This window comes from Candidatus Sodalis sp. SoCistrobi (assembly GCF_900143145.1).
In the GTDB taxonomy this organism is placed as follows: domain Bacteria; phylum Pseudomonadota; class Gammaproteobacteria; order Enterobacterales; family Enterobacteriaceae; genus SoCistrobi.
In genome coordinates this window covers 1-13,015 of the sequence record NZ_FRDB01000068.1, presented here as the reverse complement: position 1 = coordinate 13,015, position 13,015 = coordinate 1, and the positions used below count along the sequence as shown (strand labels likewise).

At 57.3% G+C, this 13,015-nt stretch carries 11 protein-coding genes, 4 pseudogenes and 1 riboswitch; of the genes and pseudogenes, 5 read left to right on the top strand and 10 right to left on the bottom strand.

Annotation, left to right across the window (positions count from 1 at the left end; translation table 11 throughout):
- Nucleotides 1-126 precede the first annotated feature (126 nt).
- Nucleotides 127-1,224 (top strand): annotated as a pseudogene (locus CINSTRO3249_RS06630) (amino acid deaminase); the annotation flags it as partial.
- Nucleotides 1,225-1,441: 217 nt separating this feature from the next.
- Here the strand turns inward: CINSTRO3249_RS06630 and CINSTRO3249_RS06625 are convergent.
- Nucleotides 1,442-1,717 carry a hypothetical protein gene (locus tag CINSTRO3249_RS06625; RefSeq protein ID WP_125933130.1) on the bottom strand — a complete coding sequence of 92 codons (276 nt, stop codon included), beginning with the start codon at nt 1,715-1,717 and terminating at the stop codon, nt 1,442-1,444.
- Between the two features lie 661 nt (nt 1,718-2,378).
- Here CINSTRO3249_RS06625 and CINSTRO3249_RS06620 point away from each other — a divergent pair.
- Both CINSTRO3249_RS06620 and CINSTRO3249_RS06615 read left to right on the top strand, forming a co-directional pair.
- On the top strand, nt 2,379-3,005 hold the full coding sequence (locus tag CINSTRO3249_RS06620; RefSeq protein WP_074012681.1) for a TetR/AcrR family transcriptional regulator: 627 nt from the start codon (nt 2,379-2,381) through the stop codon (nt 3,003-3,005).
- 61 nt (nt 3,006-3,066) lie between these two features.
- Nucleotides 3,067-3,384 (top strand): annotated as a pseudogene (locus tag CINSTRO3249_RS06615) (helix-turn-helix domain-containing protein); the annotation flags it as partial.
- Nucleotides 3,385-3,600: 216 nt separating this feature from the next.
- On the opposite strand, the gene CINSTRO3249_RS06610 reads toward CINSTRO3249_RS06615, so the two are convergent.
- Together CINSTRO3249_RS06610 and CINSTRO3249_RS16200 are read right to left on the bottom strand one after the other, a co-directional pair.
- Nucleotides 3,601-4,314 carry a phage antirepressor KilAC domain-containing protein gene (locus tag CINSTRO3249_RS06610; protein ID WP_074012679.1) on the bottom strand — a complete coding sequence of 238 codons (714 nt, stop codon included), beginning with the start codon at nt 4,312-4,314 and terminating at the stop codon, nt 3,601-3,603.
- Nucleotides 4,253-4,720 (bottom strand): SDR family NAD(P)-dependent oxidoreductase, encoded by a 468-nt coding sequence (locus CINSTRO3249_RS16200; protein ID WP_084790133.1) that lies wholly within the window; start codon nt 4,718-4,720, stop codon nt 4,253-4,255. The genes CINSTRO3249_RS06610 and CINSTRO3249_RS16200 overlap by 62 nt, the downstream gene beginning before the upstream one ends.
- 129 nt (nt 4,721-4,849) lie before the next feature.
- Here CINSTRO3249_RS16200 and CINSTRO3249_RS06600 point away from each other — a divergent pair.
- Nucleotides 4,850-5,816: pseudogene (locus CINSTRO3249_RS06600) on the top strand (D-2-hydroxyacid dehydrogenase family protein).
- On the opposite strand, the gene CINSTRO3249_RS06595 reads toward CINSTRO3249_RS06600, so the two are convergent.
- Both CINSTRO3249_RS06595 and CINSTRO3249_RS06590 read right to left on the bottom strand, forming a co-directional pair.
- Nucleotides 5,804-6,601 carry an N-formylglutamate amidohydrolase gene (locus tag CINSTRO3249_RS06595; protein WP_074012678.1) on the bottom strand — a complete coding sequence of 266 codons (798 nt, stop codon included), beginning with the start codon at nt 6,599-6,601 and terminating at the stop codon, nt 5,804-5,806. The pseudogene CINSTRO3249_RS06600 and the gene CINSTRO3249_RS06595 sit on opposite strands and share 13 nt — an antisense overlap.
- Before the next feature lie 54 nt (nt 6,602-6,655).
- Nucleotides 6,656-7,540, bottom strand: a complete 885-nt coding sequence (locus CINSTRO3249_RS06590; RefSeq protein ID WP_084790132.1) for a MurR/RpiR family transcriptional regulator — start codon at nt 7,538-7,540, stop codon at nt 6,656-6,658.
- Nucleotides 7,541-8,309: 769 nt separating this feature from the next.
- Here CINSTRO3249_RS06590 and iraP point away from each other — a divergent pair.
- Entirely contained in the window at nt 8,310-8,609 is a 300-nt protein-coding gene (gene iraP / locus CINSTRO3249_RS06585) for an anti-adapter protein IraP (RefSeq protein WP_074012677.1), read from the top strand.
- 124 nt (nt 8,610-8,733) lie between these two features.
- Here the strand turns inward: iraP and CINSTRO3249_RS06580 are convergent, their stop codons facing one another.
- The 5 genes and pseudogenes from CINSTRO3249_RS06580 to CINSTRO3249_RS16465 all read right to left on the bottom strand — a co-directional run.
- Nucleotides 8,734-9,705, bottom strand: coding sequence for a magnesium transporter (locus CINSTRO3249_RS06580; protein WP_371441367.1), 972 nt, complete (start codon nt 9,703-9,705; stop codon nt 8,734-8,736).
- A 123-nt stretch (nt 9,706-9,828) separates the two neighbouring features.
- A riboswitch (M-box (ykoK) riboswitch) is annotated at nt 9,829-9,997 on the bottom strand.
- A 186-nt stretch (nt 9,998-10,183) separates the two neighbouring features.
- The gene (gene mdtI, locus CINSTRO3249_RS06575; protein WP_074012675.1) at nt 10,184-10,513 is read right to left on the bottom strand and encodes a multidrug/spermidine efflux SMR transporter subunit MdtI; all 330 of its coding nucleotides are present in this window, start codon (nt 10,511-10,513) and stop codon (nt 10,184-10,186) included.
- Entirely contained in the window at nt 10,500-10,898 is a 399-nt protein-coding gene (gene mdtJ / locus CINSTRO3249_RS06570; RefSeq protein ID WP_074012674.1) for a multidrug/spermidine efflux SMR transporter subunit MdtJ, read from the bottom strand. Before mdtJ ends, mdtI begins: the two co-directional genes overlap by 14 nt.
- A 499-nt stretch (nt 10,899-11,397) precedes the next feature.
- Nucleotides 11,398-12,558 (bottom strand): M20 aminoacylase family protein, encoded by a 1,161-nt coding sequence (locus CINSTRO3249_RS06565; protein ID WP_074012673.1) that lies wholly within the window; start codon nt 12,556-12,558, stop codon nt 11,398-11,400.
- A 347-nt stretch (nt 12,559-12,905) separates the two neighbouring features.
- Nucleotides 12,906-13,015, bottom strand: a pseudogene (locus CINSTRO3249_RS16465) (IS110 family transposase); the annotation flags it as partial.

Sequence of the window (13,015 nt, the reverse complement as noted above, 5' to 3'; positions counted from 1 at the left end):
TGCTCATGCTGAGTTTCCAGCACTAGATTAACTGCCCGTTCACGGACTTCCGGAGAGTAACGTTTGGTCGTTGTCATAGAGACCTCCACTTTTAAAGTATAGACTCTAATTTATCCGGGGTGATTCACCTGGATGCAGCGCTATGCCGACGCTCGCGGCGTGTCGCTGGCGCCCCACGGCAAAACGACGATGACGCCGTGGATTTTTCGCCGGCAAATCGCTCTCGGCGCCTGGGCTATCGGCGTTGGTAGCGCCTGGCAGGCCAGCGTCGCCATGCGCAGCGGTGCGCGCCGGGTATTGATGGTCAATCAACTGGTCGGCCGTGCCAACATGCAATTGGTGTCACAGCTAAAAACCGACTACCCGGCGAGTCACTTTTTCTGCTGTGTTGATAGCGAGGCCAATGCCGGTGAGCTCTCGGCATTTTTTGCCGCCCGCGGCCAGCGCTTAGACGTATTGATTGAGCTGGGCGTCCCCGGCGGCCGCTGCGGTTGCCGCAGTCGCGCCGAGGCGGAGACGCTAGCGGAACGGGTAACCGCGCTGCCCGGCCTGACGCTGCACGGTATTGAGCTATACGAAGGTGTGATCCACGATGAGGATCCGCGGCCGCGGGTCGAGCAACTGCTGCGCGATGCCGCCGCCCTGGCGCTGTCCTTCAGCCAACATCAGTGGGTCAAGGGAGAAATGATCCTGACCGGCGCCGGCTCGTCGTGGTATGACGTGGTGTGTAATATCTGGCATGAAACCCCGCTGCCCGACGGCTGCCGGCTGGTGATCCGCCCGGGCTGTTATATTACCCATGACGGCGGTATCTATCAGCGAGCTCAAGAAGCCGTGATGGCGCGCGATGCCATCGCCTGCGGTCTGGGCGGCGATTTGCACTCGGCGCTGGAGCTTCTGGCGATGGTGCAATCGGTGCCAGAACCCGGCAGGGCAGTGGTGAATTTTGGCAAGCGCGACAGCGCCTTCGATGCCGGGTTGCCGCAGCCGGTGGCGCACTACCGCCAGGGACAGGCGCTGCCGTTTACGCCGGGGGCGCTCACGACGGTGGATATCATGGACCAGCACGCTATGCTGACCCTTGCCGCCGACAGCGAAGTCCGGGTCGGTGATATTCTGGTGTTCACGACGTCGCATCCTTGTCTGACCTTTGATAAATGGAAAACGCTGTTTTTAATTGATAACGATTACAACGTGCTGGAGGAAATGGAGACCTGCTTCTAGCCAGCGACGGCCATGCTGGAAACAGCAAACCTGACGCTCGGCCGTCGGATACGTTTTCCTGGATCTGGATCTGGATCTGGGGCTGTGTCTGGGGCTGTGTCTGGGGCTGAGTCCTAGTCTGGGTCTGGGTCTGGGACAGCCGCCGTGGGTGCGAGCAGTGGCAGTTAGCGGGCGGTGCGTCGCCCAACACGGCACACTGCCTTCACGCCCGCAGGTGTTAAAATAAACCAAACTTGCTCAGCTTGCTGTCCTTGCCATCCAGCGAGCGGCGGCGAAATTTGCCTGGTGGCACAATATCCGGTTTGCAGGGCGAAGCGATGTGCTCCGCCGTGAGGTCGGAGGGCGTATTGCGGGTAAGTTGCCGTGTGTCGATGACGCTGACCGATTCAAAGCCGGCGGCGGGCCGGGCAGCATTGAGGGTATCGTCGGCATACAGGTCATAGGCCGACGTCGCCATCAGCAGGACGGGCAATAGAAGAATGCCTGTTTTCATTGCTATGACTTCACCAGAGTGACAGAGAAACTGCTGACATTGATTATTGACCTTCCCTTGGTTAAATCTATGTAAAAAATGCTCACTACAGAAACGTTACGTGCCTTCGCACACCACCCGCAACGTTTTGCCTCACTGACCGGTAATGGACAAGTAGCGTTTGCCTCGCCGACCGGTAACGAATAAGTCAGCGCTTTGCCCCGCTGACCGGTAACGAATAAGTCAGCGTTTTGCCTCGCTGACCGGTGATGGACAAGTCAGCGTGTGCCTCGCTGACCGGTAATGAACACGTCAACGTTTACCGCTTCTGGGGCGGGTGGCCGCGAACGCAAGCGACCCAGCAGCAGCGGTTTAAAAACTAATCATAGAAAGATTTGCCGCCGTTGCGGGTTAATGACCTATTAACCGCACTCTTAACCGCACTCTTACCGCACTCTTAATCGCACGCTGCCGCTGGAGGGTGAAAAGCCCAGAGTGTAGGTTGTGGCCGCGCCGATTGCGCCATACTGCATGCACAGGACGTTTTTTTATCGCCCTGGCTACGGGTGGGCACACGCAAGGGGTAATTTGCGGTCAGGCTCAGGCGCTCACCATCACGATTCCATCAACCGGACCTCAATTGCCGGATGTGGTCTTGCGCTAACTGAGTTACACTTTATTTATGAAAGAACATACTGCTACCCTTTGTGGCCTCCGTGGGCCGACCGATCACTGTATTCGCGACCAAATCGTCAGCGCCGCCAACGACCACTTCAGCCACTACGGCTATGGCAAAACGACGGTATCGGATTTGGCGAAAGCCATTGGATTCTCCAAGGCTTACATCTACAAATTCTTTGACTCCAAACAGGCAATCGGTGAAGCCATCTGCAGCCGCTGTATGAATGGCGCGCTGGAGGCGGTGGGGGAAGCGATGCGTAATGCGGACAGCGCGGCGGAAAAATTTTGCCGTCTGTTCGATTTGCTGGTGGGCAATGCCGCCAAATTATTCGTTAACGACCGCAAACTCTACGACATTGCCGTTTATGCGGCGGCCGAGCGTTGGCCTTCATCGCTGGCCTATGAGCAGGAAATCCGCGCGCTGCTGCGCCAGATAATCCAAGAGGGGCGTGAAAACGGCGAATTTGAGCAGCAAACCCCGCTGGATGAATGTTGCCAGGCCGTCTATCTGGTGATGCAGCCTTTCATCAATCCGCTGTTATTACAGCATCATCTTGAGTCATTACCGCTGGGGCCAGAGCAGCTTTCGCGACTGGTCTTGCGGAGTTTTCAACGTCAGGATGTGTAGTGACTATTGACTTAATTAGTCACTAGGCTAGTATCTTTCCTTCGCTAGCTAAGGGAGAGATATGATGAGTCATGCCGGAATAGTACAGGATCTGATCGCCTGGATTGAGGCAAATCTGGAACAGCCGCTGGACATTGACCATGTGGCGGAGCGCGCCGGTTTCTCTAAATGGTATTTGCAGCGTATGTTCAAACACCATACCGGTTATCCGCTGGCCAATTACATTCGTCGCAGGCGTTTATGTGAATCCGCCTGCCGATTAGCAACCGGTAATGAAGCAATATTGTCGGTCGCTTTGGCGGTCGGGTTCGATTCCCAGCAGTCGTTTTCCCGCAGTTTCAAACGTGAGTATGGCGAATCCCCTGGGATGTATCGCCGTATGGCGGGCAAACGCCAGGGCGGTATTCCCCCTTGCTGCGCGCGTCCGCCGCAGGCAATGCAGGATGCGGAGCAGGGCGTGCAGCAGGCCCGGATCAGGTTTCCCCATGCTTTTCCCCCGGCTGAAGCGCGCGTGGAGGAACGTTGATCGCGCGCAGACGAAAGCGGGTTGCGCGCGGTAACGATGAACGGCGCGCGGCCTGAACGCCATAAGCGTTTACGCCGCCGCGCCTTTTGCCTGCGGTGCCACTGTATAGGTGGCCCAAAGATCGGCAACCCACTTCACGCCTTTGGCGGTAAACCGCGCCTGTGAAAAAGCGTAGCGGCTGCCGCTGGTACCGGTATGCACTTCAAACCTGCCGGCATCGAGATGTTGCTGGTAGGGTGTCAATACACCCGCCAGCCGATACATGATCTGCCGCTCGAGCAAAAATTGCCGAAACTCCGATTCCTTCACCTTCAGCAGCTTACACACCTGGCGAAAACCCATTGCGCCATCCACGGCGACATACCGGTCGAAAAAACGGGCTTTAGGAGCCATGGCCGCCAGATGTGTTTCCATGGCCTGCCGGCGTTCAAACTCTTCTGCCCAGGCGTGCGCCGCAGCCGCCGGGTTGGTAAAATCAGGAAGATCATGCGTTTGTTCCCGCGCCTGCCAGCGGTCAAGCACCACAGGGGTGAAAGACGGCGATAGCAGGGCGACAACGGTCAGCGAATCACGTTTGTCGAGCAGGTATTCCTGACGCGGTTGCTCGTCCGCAAGGAGATAATCTGCCGTGCGAAGGGGGCGGGAAAGGCGTTTGCCGCTGTCCAGGCTGATAATCAGGCGCTTGACTTCGCCATGGGTGGCGCCGGTTAATTCGGCCAGCTCACGGCTGCTCATTGCGACGGGTTGATGATGGGCTGCAAAGCCCGCTGCGGATATCATCATAATATTCACCACTCAAGTTAAAGCTTTGGCTCTCCATAGGAGTACAATAAATATATAACACCACTGTTAATTTATCCAGTACTTTTGCGGTAAAATGCAATGCAGATTGCAGGTATGTTTGACGTTTTCCGTTAATCATCCGCAGGTCGGCGGCAAGCTGCTTTACCTGCAGATGAACATCTTCGGCGATAACCCGAGTGCCAGGCTGATGCATCAACTCGGCGATGCTGCGGCCGATACCGCTGGCGGCGCCGGTGACCAGCACCACTTTGCCCGCCACTTCATCGGGCGTGGAAGAAACGTTGACATAATTGTCTTCTCCAATAAATGAACTGTTATCGGGCGGCGTGGTGCGCCGCCTGCCGATAATTGTCCTGCGTGGGCCAGCAGTCGTCTTTTGCGCCATTGCCGGCACTGTCGGGGTTTTGCTATGGTGTGATGATTCGTTAAGGAAAAAGGGTCGGCGCGGTTTCCACGGCGTAAGCCTCGCCGCCGGCCATCGTTCACCCCGCTGCCGTCGCCAGAGAGAGCTGCCATGAGCCTGCGTTGCGCCATTCTTGATGATTATCAGCAAGTCGCCTTACCTCTCGCCGACTGGACTTTCAACGGCGCAAGCGTCGAAGTCTTCAGCCTGGCGGCGCATTATGACGATGAATCCGCATTGGCGGCGCAGCTTGCCGATTGCGCGATTATTGTGGTGATGCGCGAGCGTACACCGATCACCGATCACCGCCTCGCTAATGGGACGTTTGCCGGCGCTGCGTCTGGTGGTGACTTCCGGGATGCGTAATGCGGCTATCGACCTTGACGCCGCGCGGGCGCGCAATATTATCGTGTGCGGTACCGCGAGCGATGCCGCGCCGCCGATGGAGTTGGCCTGGGCGCTGATATTGGGTTTGGCGCGTCATCTTGTGCCGGAAAACCAGGCGCTGCGGCACAACGGCCCTTGGCAGCACAGCCTGGGAATGACGCTGAAAGGGAAACGGTTGGGTCTGCTGGGACTCGGCAAAATCGGCGGCGCCATGGCCCCGGTAGCGCAGGCATTCGGCATGGACGTTATCGCCTGGAGTCAGCATCTCGACGCGGATTCGGCCGCGGCTGCCGGGGTGGCGCTGGCGGCATCCAAAGAGGCGCTACTGGTCGCCAGCGATATTGTCTCTGTTCATCTGGTGCTAAGCGAGCGTACCCGCGGCCTTATCGGCGCGGCGGAGCTGGCGCAGATGAAGCCCGGCGCGCTGCTGATTAATACGTCGCGGGCGGCGATTGTCGAGCGCGAGGCGCTGATAACGGCGCTGGAGCAAGGGTGGATCGCCGGTGCCGGGCTGGATGTGTTTGAGGTCGAACCCTTGCCGGCGCAGGACCGTCTACGTCAATTGCCCAATGTGCTGGCGACGCCGCATCTTGGCTATGTGGCGGACAGTAATTATCGTATTTATTTTCGTGAGGCGGTGGAGGATATTCAGGCTTGGCTGGACAGTGCGCCCGTGCGTCAGCTGACCTGAGCGCCATTTGCCCGCCATTGTCTTAAGGCCGCCGGCAAGAGGTGGGCCAACCGCGTCGTCCACGCCCGCTGCCCGCGGATGTCCCCAATCAGATCCTGCCGGATTTCGATCTCTGCATACGGCAGACGGTAGCTATAGGCGTAAACCGGTATCGCATAGTCGGTGTCGTCCAGCACATAGGGCTGATTGTCACCGACCACCAGACTTCCCGCCAGACGCGATAAGCGCAGAACTTCCCGGGCGTAAGCCGGCTGGCGGTCATACAGCACCCCTATGTGCCACGGTCGTGATACGCCCATGAACGCAGGGGTAAAACTGTGCATGGCGATGAGACAGGTGGGTTGCCCGCGCGCGCTGCGGTCATGCAGAAGTTCATCAATAACCTGATGATAAGGGTCGAAAATCGCTGCCCGCCGCGCCGCACGTTGGGCGGTACTCAGCGCCTGATTGCCGGGGATGGCGGTATGCTCCGAAACGGCGGGGATAGCGCTCGGCGCGTCGGGATGTCGGTTGCAGTCGATAACCAGCCGCGAATAGCGCTGGTGGACCAGCGTGGCTTTCAGCCGTGCGCTCAGCCACTGCGCCACGCCGAGCGCGCCGATATCCCAGCCGATGTGACGCGCGATTTCGCGCTGCGGCAGCCCGAGCGAATTGAGCCGACGCGGGATACGTTTGCCGGCGTGGTCGCAAAGAATAACGAAGGGGGAACGGGCATCGGGCCGGACAACGCCGACGGGTTGCGGTTCCTCCTGAGCCAGCAGCGGCGGCGATAAAGCGGCATTCATCACGTCTGCGGTGCCTCCTGTGGCACTTTTCAGCGCCCTGAACAACAAGAAAGTTTACGATAACGGATCGAGCCGCTCCCATTGCGCCATCCGCGCTAACGCCTGACTCCCCAGGCTCGCCAGCACCCCGGCCGCCAGCATTTCCACCAGAACGAATGCCGCGGCGTGGGTGTCGAACGGCCAACTCGATTCGACCTGCACCGGCAACACGACCTGGGCGTGGGCGGCGATCGGGGAGAGGTGCGAGTCGGTCACCAGAATAAGGGCCGCGCCGCGCTCGGTGACCTGCTGCGCCAGTTCCACCATATTGCGTTGGTAACGGCGAAAATCAAATAAAACATAAATGTCCTGCCGGCCGGCATCGACGACAGGCAAGATGCGCTGATGCGGGACTTCAGGCAACAGCATGACTTGCGGGCGTAATTGCCGCAGATGTCGTTCCAGATAGATAGCCAGCGACTGACTGAAACGTCCGCCCCCCAGCGTTACCCGCTTGCCGCTTTGGCCTAACAGCGCAATCGCCTGCTGCATATCGAAAGCCGGTATTTGACGCAGCGACTGGCTGATGGCGTCGCAGGTGGCCTGCAATGACGACTCCAGCGCTTCATGGTGGCCGCCGGCGGTTTGACGGCGGTCCAATAATTGCAGTGGCCCATTCGACCGCCAGGACAGTTCGGCGCGTAATGCCTGCTGTAGTTCCACGAAGCCGCTAAACCCCATGCGGCGGGCAAAACGGACTACCGACGGTGCGCTAACCTGCGCTTGTTGCGCCAGGCTTTGCACCGAATCCAATCCGGCGCTGGGATAATCTGCCAGCAACGCACGCGCCACTTTTCTCTCGGTCGGGCTGAGCTGCGCCAATCCCATGCGCAGGCGCTGAATCAGGAGCGGCGCTTCAGGCGCGCCGTCCTGCGAGGGGCCGGTAAGGGGTTCCGTCATCTGCCACGCTCTTTGCAATAAGAAATAGGTTATTGACCGTTAATGGTATTATATTCATTATAGATACTGGTTTAGCGGCGATTTTGTTACAGATATAAAATAGACGCAAGCAGTTATTCGCAGACTGCGGGTGGCGACGATGGCGCGACAGTATCAACACCCGGGAAAGCACGCCGCACATTCTAACGACAGCGGCGTATAAGATGTGGCGAGAACGCAGGGCATTAACGCCGGACGGACCGACGCGCTTGTCCATGCCGCCATGGCGCGCGGGTTTGCTCAACCGGCGTTGCCGCTGATGTTCTCGCTCAGCACACGCAAGTTACCCTTACGGCTTAGGGTGCTTTGCGCCGAACGCCGTCCTCCTTGTTGGTCCCAAACCGGCCCGGGGGCGACGCCAGCGCGCAGACCGCCCGTCACAGCTTTATCCGTTGAGTATCCCTCTGGTTGTTCTCTTTGCCCCAGACGACGCGGGGCGCCTTTTTTTGATGATTAACCTCTGACGCGTCGCTCTAGCGCTTTGGTGTTAATGGATGTGTGCAGAAAAATGGCGTTTTTCCCCGCCTGAAAAGACGCATGCCGGGCAACCGGCCTGAAAGGGTGTCCTCAGGAATTAGGCGGATGAGGGGCCGTACTGCTTTTGGCAGGCGATGGACGCCTGATTAATCGGCTATCGGAAGGCGCAGGGCCAACATTAGCTGCGGTGAAGTATACGCGTCGCTAAATTTTTGATAGCGTTTACAGGAAATCTCTTATTGAGTAAGCCACCATGAAAAACTTAGTGATCGATCTTTTAATTAAAATGGCCAAGGCGGACGTGCAAACCAAAGAATTGACGGCGCAGGTGGAAGCCCAATCGCTGCTGCTGGCGGCGCTGGTGCTGACCGTGGGCAAAGGTATTCCGGCGAGCATGTCGAGCAATATTCAAAAAGCGATATTGTCGGCGCCGGAGGCGTCGGCCGAGATCCTCTCGACCGACGCCGATTTACTGCTGGCCCATTTCGACCGGCTGATTTCGGTGTCGCATTTTGTGGAGGAGAACGCCGACAGTAATTTAGCCCACCATTAGTCGCGCCTTCCACCCCGCGCTGCCGGGGGGAGGGCCTGCCAAAGGCAGGGTCGCGCCGCGAACAGCACGCCCCTGAGTGGGTGAGACGTCAGGGTAATTAAGCATGCCACTATCCCTGCAACGGTCAGCCCAAATTATGCATGACCAGTTTGGCAATTTCAAAATAGATAATCAGGCCGGTGCCGTCGATAAAGGTGGCGATGAACGGCGCCGACACTACCGCCGGATCGATGCGCAAGCGCTTAAGCAGCAGCGGAATTATCGACGAGACAATCGCCGTCCAGATGGTAATGGCAATCAGCGTCAGGCAGACCACCAATGTCACTTGCGGACCCACGTTTAGGATCCAGGCGCGTATCCACGCTACCAGGCCTATTGATATCGCCACTAAAAACGACGTCGGAATTTCTTTGTGCAGTACGGCGGGCAGATTGCGCAAACTGACCTCGCCCAAGGCCATGGCACGCACCAATGTCGAGGTGATCTGTGTCCCGCTATTGCCGCCGGTGCCAATCAGTAACGGAATAAAGAACGCCAGCGCGATAGCGGCTTCCAATTCATCGGAAAAGGCTTTAAGTACCGTGCCGGTGTAGGCCTCCGCCACGAACAGCAGCATCAACCAACTGATACGCTTGCGCCACAGCCGCCAGGGCGAGGAACTGAGATAGGGCTCGTCCAGCGGCAGACTGGCCCCCTGGCGCTGGGCATCCTCGGTGTATTCGTCACGCAGCAGCGCGGCGATTTCCCGCTCGCCCAGCACGCCGATAAGTTTGGCATGGCGCACCACCGGCACCGGGCCATTAAGATGATTACCCAGCATTTCAGCGACTTGTTCGCGGTCCTGCTCCGGCGCGACGGCGACAAAATCCCGGGTCATCAAACTGGCAACCGGTACATCGGTGTTGTCTTCGATAAATAACCGCTTGACCGAAAGAACCCCTTCCAGATAATTATCTTTATCGACAATGTAAATTTGCGGTGGAATAGCATTGTCGGTGAGATGATCTAATAAATATTGCCGGGCATCCCCTGCGGACAAGGCGCCGGAAATAGCAATATAGTGGTCACTCATGTAATAAGCGACCGCGTGATCCATAATTTTTTCCCCCACGGCGGTGACCGTCGAGGGTGTTGATGAGTAATGCATGATGAGTCCCCAAGCTGTTTTCGACATCAACAGTTCTCAAAAGGGGCATAAACCTGAGAAGAGAGCGCAGCAAGCCTATCTCCACGTCACGGTTTTGGCACTATACAACGTATCTGTAAAACAGAAGTTACTTTGGGCTAAACCTTAATCCGATAAAGCCTGTCCTAACCTTGGGCGTCTCTCGACGTCGTCAGATCAGTAACCTGTATTTGTATAGGAGCCTCGCCAAACGAGATACTGCAAATTAAATTCGCAAAAATTATATCTTTCCAAACAATGGCCGGCAAAGCGAATACGCTTTCCGTTTATCAGCCGTTGATTATCATCCCGGGGAATAAACACCACAAGCGGATAAAGCGGGGGTAAAAAAATGTGTGCTGAACACGGGGTTTGCCAAGAGAAGGATCACGCTTGGCCGCCGACCGTGTTAGGCCAGCTTTATCACCACCATGCCGATAAGCAATAGAACCAGCCCGGCCCAGCCGCGGTTGCTCAAGCGCTGATTAAACATTATCCAGCCGGCGGCGATGGTTGCGGCGATACCAAAACCGCCCCATAAAGCATAGGCGACGGAAAGATCGATGCCTTTCACGGCCTGCGATAGGGCGCTAAACGCGCCGAGCACCGCCAGGAGCGAAAGCAGGCCCAGCCACAATTTACGAAAACCATCGGACATTTTAAGCAATATATTGGCAAAAATTTCCAACACCACCGCCAAAGCCAGAAAACCAGAGTGATAGAGATCAAACTGTTGCATGATGGCGCTCCTTCTGCCGCACGCTGAGACCGCTATCGCCGCGGCTGGCGTTGTCGCCCTTCGCTTTACGGGTGCCAGATTTCAGCATCACAATACCGACGACCAAAATGCCCAGCCCCGCCAGCTTGGTCAGCGAAAAAGGCTCGTCGAACCACATCACGCTGAATAGGGTAATAAACACAATGCCGATGCCTTCCCACAGCGCATAGGCGACCCCCAGCGCAACCCGTTTGATCGCCAGCGATAACAGGATGTAGGAGGCGGTGATCATAATGTACATCACAATATGACCGGTGATTTCGCCGTTCACGGTGGCATATTTCATCGACAGCGTGCCGATAACTTCGGCCGTGATGGCGAGTGCTAAAAAAATCCAGTAAATCATGGTAATTCTCCCGACAGATAACACGCGTGTCGGGGCATTTATGCCGGGGGGTGTGCGGCCAGAGGGCCTGTCACGGATTGCTGCCGCCGGGGATAAGCTGCCCCAAACGTATCATTAACGCGGATCCTGGCGACAGCTGGCGCTAAGCCGTGGCCGTCAGGACCGGTATTGGAAGAAATACGCTACAGCTCGCCGCACCAGTGTTGCTCACTGGTAACGGTAGCCAAAATGAAATACCGGTAAGAAGAACAATTGAGGGTAATACTTTTAATAAACATCATGGTTATTTTCAGTTATTCGCTGAAGTCCTTGTGATATCCCGAAAATCCTCGTAAAAATAAAATTATTATTTGTTAATACTTTTACCATATGGGCAGAAAAAAGGCAAAGCGGGAAACTTCAGGATTTGTAAAGCGGGGGGCGTAAATGGGCGCCGCCCCTGATGCGGCGCGACGTGGCGCGGGATAGCCGAGGGTGGAAAAAAGTGCTGAACTGGGGCCTATGCCGACTGGGGCAGGAGGGTTTCGACAATGGCATGCCATAGGGCGATACCCGGCCCGATCAGGGCGTCGTTGAAATCGTAGCTGGCGTTGTGCAGGGGGCGGGAGGGCGTCGCACCGTCGGCCCCCAGCCAGAAATAGGCCCCCGGACACGCCTCGAGCATGAATGCGAAGTCCTCCGACGCCATCGACGGCGGAATGTCGCTGTGTACCCGTTCGGCCCCGAGGGTTTTGACGGCTATCGCGCGCAGTTGTTCCGCCTCTACAGCGTGATTGCGGGTGACCGGATAACCGACGCTGAACTGCACCTCGCCGCGTACGCCAAATGACGGCGGCAGGGAGGCCACCAGGTCGCTAATCAGCGTTTTTACCCGGTTTCGCACCGGCTGTTGCAGGCAGCGGAAGGTACCGCGCAATACCGCATGGTCGGGGATCACATTCAGCGCCACGCCGCCGTTAATCTGGGTAACGCTCAATACCGCCGAATCCATCGGCGAGATGTGGCGGGCGGTAATGGTTTGCAGCGCCAGCAGCAGATGCGCGGCGGCAATGAGTGGATCGTTGCCCATTTCGGGCATGGCGGCGTGGCAACTCCTGCCGGTCAAGGTAATCTCGAACGTATCCAGCGACGCCATCATGGCACCGTGGTTAATACCGACATGGCCCGCCGGCAGGCCCGGCCAGTTATGTAATCCGTATATTCCCTGCATGGGAAAGCGGCGGAACAGTCCGTCATCAATCATGGCGCGGGCACCGGCCAGATTTTCCTCCGCCGGTTGAAAAATAAAATATAGGGTACCGCTGAACTGGCGGCTACGGCAAAGCGAGCGCGCGGCGCCAAGCAAAATAGCGCTGTGCCCGTCGTGTCCGCAGGCGTGCATACGGCCCGGATGGCGGGATTGATACGGCAGGTCGCTGATTTCGGCGATCGGCAGTGCATCCATATCGGCGCGCAAGCCTATGGCCGGGCCGGGGCCATTTTCCAGCATGGCCACGACGCCGGTGCCGGCGAGGCCGGTATGCACCTGTAAGCCAAAACTTTCCAGCAGTCCGGCGATTTTACCGGCGGTCAGGGTTTCCTGATAACCCAACTCGGGAATGGCATGCAGCTGATGCCGCCAACGGATGGCCTCATCGATCAGCGCATCGGGGATCCTCATGATGTTATTCCATCCTCTTTGACGTTAATCGTTGGCAAGACGATATTCCCTATTGAGCGGCTGTTATGGCTACTCCCGATTTGATTCTACGGCAAGCGAAGGCGACTGCGGCAAAAAATTTTACCGGTAATGGTGGCTGCCTACACGGCTACCCGTTGAGCATAGCAGGGATAGGGCGTTTGATGATCCTGGCGCGGCCATGAAAGTCGACGTGGGGTCTTGCGCGCGCGGGGCGCTGCTATTTTGTCATCCTCCACGTCATTGGCTTACGGTCTTGCGCGCATAGGGGGCGCTGGGCGGGGCCTCACACCGCCTCCGCGTTGGTATGGGAGATACCGTCTTGCTCATCATGATGCAAGAGCTATATTTTCATCGAAGGGTATTCCAGATTTTAAGACACCATAAGCTAATTGGAGTAATTTTCGCATTGCCGCGCAGATGCCTACTTTACCTCCTT

Bases quoted from the DNA above. Each gene is read 5' to 3' on its own strand.
- CINSTRO3249_RS06625 (WP_125933130.1), bottom strand. From the start codon at position 1,717: ATGAAAACAGGCATTCTTCTATTGCCCGTCCTGCTGATGGCGACGTCG.
- CINSTRO3249_RS06620 (WP_074012681.1), top strand. From the start codon at position 2,379: ATGAAAGAACATACTGCTACCCTTTGTGGCCTCCGTGGGCCGACCGAT.
- CINSTRO3249_RS06610 (WP_074012679.1), bottom strand. From the start codon at position 4,314: ATGATGATATCCGCAGCGGGCTTTGCAGCCCATCATCAACCCGTCGCA.
- CINSTRO3249_RS16200 (WP_084790133.1), bottom strand. From the start codon at position 4,720: ATGGCGCAAAAGACGACTGCTGGCCCACGCAGGACAATTATCGGCAGG.
- CINSTRO3249_RS06595 (WP_074012678.1), bottom strand. From the start codon at position 6,601: ATGAATGCCGCTTTATCGCCGCCGCTGCTGGCTCAGGAGGAACCGCAA.
- CINSTRO3249_RS06590 (WP_084790132.1), bottom strand. From the start codon at position 7,540: ATGACGGAACCCCTTACCGGCCCCTCGCAGGACGGCGCGCCTGAAGCG.
- iraP (WP_074012677.1), top strand. From the start codon at position 8,310: ATGAAAAACTTAGTGATCGATCTTTTAATTAAAATGGCCAAGGCGGAC.
- CINSTRO3249_RS06580 (WP_371441367.1), bottom strand. From the start codon at position 9,705: ATGGATCACGCGGTCGCTTATTACATGAGTGACCACTATATTGCTATT.
- mdtI (WP_074012675.1), bottom strand. From the start codon at position 10,513: ATGCAACAGTTTGATCTCTATCACTCTGGTTTTCTGGCTTTGGCGGTG.
- mdtJ (WP_074012674.1), bottom strand. From the start codon at position 10,898: ATGATTTACTGGATTTTTTTAGCACTCGCCATCACGGCCGAAGTTATC.
- CINSTRO3249_RS06565 (WP_074012673.1), bottom strand. From the start codon at position 12,558: ATGAGGATCCCCGATGCGCTGATCGATGAGGCCATCCGTTGGCGGCAT.